Origin of the sequence: Flavobacterium sp. (assembly GCF_003525665.1) — a bacterium.
Taxonomy (GTDB): domain Bacteria; phylum Bacteroidota; class Bacteroidia; order Flavobacteriales; family Flavobacteriaceae; genus Flavobacterium.
Window position 1 is genome coordinate 35,101 of sequence record NZ_DQDX01000078.1, and the last position, 910, is coordinate 36,010.

General features: G+C 30.2%; 2 protein-coding genes. Both read right to left on the reverse strand.

Annotated features, from left to right (window positions below; translation table 11 throughout):
* Nucleotides 1-48 precede the first annotated feature (48 nt).
* The gene (locus DIU01_RS05555) at nucleotides 49-534 is read right to left on the reverse strand and encodes a 4'-phosphopantetheinyl transferase superfamily protein (protein ID WP_290832299.1); all 486 of its coding nucleotides are present in this window, start codon (nucleotides 532-534) and stop codon (nucleotides 49-51) included.
* Nucleotides 531-785: an acyl carrier protein gene (locus tag DIU01_RS05560; protein WP_290832301.1), complete on the reverse strand. Its 255-nt coding sequence runs from the start codon at nucleotides 783-785 to the stop codon at nucleotides 531-533. The genes DIU01_RS05555 and DIU01_RS05560 overlap by 4 nt, the downstream gene beginning before the upstream one ends.
* Nucleotides 786-910 lie beyond the last annotated feature (125 nt).

The following is a 910-nucleotide window of genomic DNA, read 5'->3' on the forward strand; positions in this document are numbered from 1 at the left end:
ATGAAATCCATTGTTACTGAAGCAATTGAGCGACTTTAGAACTAAAAGCTAAGCATCCAAATAAACTATTCTTTCAAAATTTCCGTGATGGGTTTTTGATGCATTTTTCACTTCATTATTAATTGAAATAAACGGAATCCCATCAACTTTAAAGAGTAAATGACTGTTTTCGAGAGTTTTAACATTTTGAATATCGCTTACATTTTCAACAGCTATTGAATAAACCGAATCTCCTGTTACAATTGTTTTTGTATGAAAAATTTGCTTTTCAAATTGTACGATTCCATTTTCAAGATTCAAATCCAAACATTCAATTTTGGTAGGATAATAACCTCGATTTCCTCCTTTTTGAAGAATAATTTTGTAAACCGCTTCCTTTCTACTCCATAAATTCCAAATTGCAAGTTCTTGATTTGTAGATTTTTGAATCAGTAATTGTTCCGAAACGGTGAATATTTTATCCAAATATCCTTTTCGTTTCCAATTGCTTGGGTTTTTAGCTAAAGCCAAATCTACTATGTCGTTTCCAATCACTTTGCCGCCAATTTGGTTTTTATAATTTCTAAAGTTGCTTTAATAGAAACCATTTTTTCCATTGAAGCAGTATCAATTTCTATGTCAAAAGCTTCTTCAGTATCTAAAACAATATCTACTAAATTGGCCGAATTTATTTGCAAATCGGTAATAAAATCAGTGTCTTCAGTAAGATTGGCAAAAGCTTCCTCATTCTTGACAAATGGTTTTACAATCGGTTTTAATTTCTCTAAAATTTCTTCGTTATTCATAGCTTATATATATTTTTTAAAGATCACACATCCGTTGACGTCACCAAAACCAAAACTGGCTTTTGCAACAATATTTATTTCTTTTTCAATTAGTTTTGTAGAAACTTTCGAGGCATCAATTAAAC